Annotated in this window: 3 protein-coding genes; all 3 read left to right on the top strand. The window is 63.3% G+C overall.

The window, feature by feature from the left end; genetic code table 11:
- Positions 1 to 601: topoisomerase DNA-binding C4 zinc finger domain-containing protein (locus SPHV1_RS03695; protein ID WP_197277632.1), on the top strand; the 601-nt coding region annotated here is incomplete at its 5' end.
- Positions 598 to 849 carry a conjugal transfer protein gene (locus SPHV1_RS03690; RefSeq protein WP_054944723.1) on the top strand — a complete coding sequence of 84 codons (252 nt, stop codon included), beginning with the start codon at positions 598 to 600 and terminating at the stop codon, positions 847 to 849. The genes SPHV1_RS03695 and SPHV1_RS03690, both read left to right, overlap by 4 nt.
- A gap of 19 nt (positions 850 to 868) precedes the next feature.
- On the top strand, positions 869 to 1,274 hold a 406-nt coding region (locus SPHV1_RS03685), incomplete at its 3' end, for an ArdC-like ssDNA-binding domain-containing protein (RefSeq protein WP_156367233.1).

The raw sequence follows: 1,274 nt of genomic DNA, 5'->3' as shown, positions 1-1,274 counted from the left end.
ACCCCCGGCCCCCCGCGACAGCATCATAGCCACGCTTTTCGATCGCGGGTTTTTGGTCGAGAAGGGCAAGAATATCGTCAGTTCCCCGCAGGCGCGTGCCTTCTATGACGCCTTGCCCGATCAGGCGAAGTTCCCTGACATGACCGCCATTTGGCACGAACAGCAGCGCGCGATTGCCGAGGGCAAGAGCGATACCATGACATTCGTTCGCGGACTGGCCGATTATGTCGGCCGCGAGGTCGCACGGGTGAAAGAGCAGGGCCTTGCCATAGCGATCGACGCGCCGCCTTGCCCGTCATGTTCCAAGCCGCTGCGCCGGATCAAAGGGAGCAAGGGCTATTTTTGGTCCTGCACCGGCTATGCCGACGGCTGCAAATTCACCGCCAACGACAAGGCGGGCAAGCCGGAACTGGCGAAGGCTCCCGCGCCCGTGCCGTCGCAGCAGCACAAATGCCAAGCGTGCGGCGCTGGCCTAGTGCGGCGTCCTTCCGCGAAAAAGAAGGGGGCCTTCTGGTGGAGTTGCAGCGCCTATCCCGGCTGCAAGCAGACCTATTTCGACAACAAGGGACAGCCCGATTTCAGCAAAGGAGAACGAGCATGACGGATCAGCCCAAGGCGCAGGACGCGCCCACCCTTGACGAGCTGGTGGCGCGCAAACTTGCCGACGCCGAGATTCCCGGCGCGGTTGTCGAGTTCGACCCGGAGGAAGCAGAGCGGGCAGGGGCCTTTGTCGAGGACGCCATGAGCGAGGCCGACGCGCGCGAGGCCGAGGAAGGGCTTGATGGTGACGCGGCACCGATCGCCACGGAACGCGGCGAATTGATCGCGGCAGCGCGCAACGCGAATTGATCTAGGGGAGGGCGAGGACATGGCCGAGGAGAAGAAGCCCTTTCACCAGCGGGTTGCCGACAAGCTGATAGAGCAGTTGAAGCAGGGCACCGCCCCTTGGCAGAAGCCTTGGGAGACAACCGGCAGCAGCGGATTGCCGTTCAATCCAACGACCGGGAAACGCTATCGCGGCGTCAATGTCCTCAATCTCATGTCCGAGGGCCGGGCTGATAATCGCTGGCTGACCTACAAGCAGGCCGCCGCCCAAGGCGCACAGGTGCGGAAGGGCGAGAAAGGCTCCCTTGTCCAATACTGGCAGTTCGAGGAGGAACGGGTAGTTCGGGACGAGAGCGGTAAGCCCGTGCTGGACGCCGAGGGCCGCCAGAGGAAAGAGAAGGTCGAGCTTGAGCGGCCCCGCGCATTTTATGCCGTGGTGCTCAACGCCG

The sequence above is a fragment of the Novosphingobium sp. KN65.2 genome (genome assembly GCF_001368935.1).
GTDB lineage: Bacteria > Pseudomonadota > Alphaproteobacteria > Sphingomonadales > Sphingomonadaceae > Novosphingobium > Novosphingobium mathurense.
Note: the sequence above shows the minus strand (reverse complement) of the source record. Positions and strands in the feature narration are given on the sequence as shown.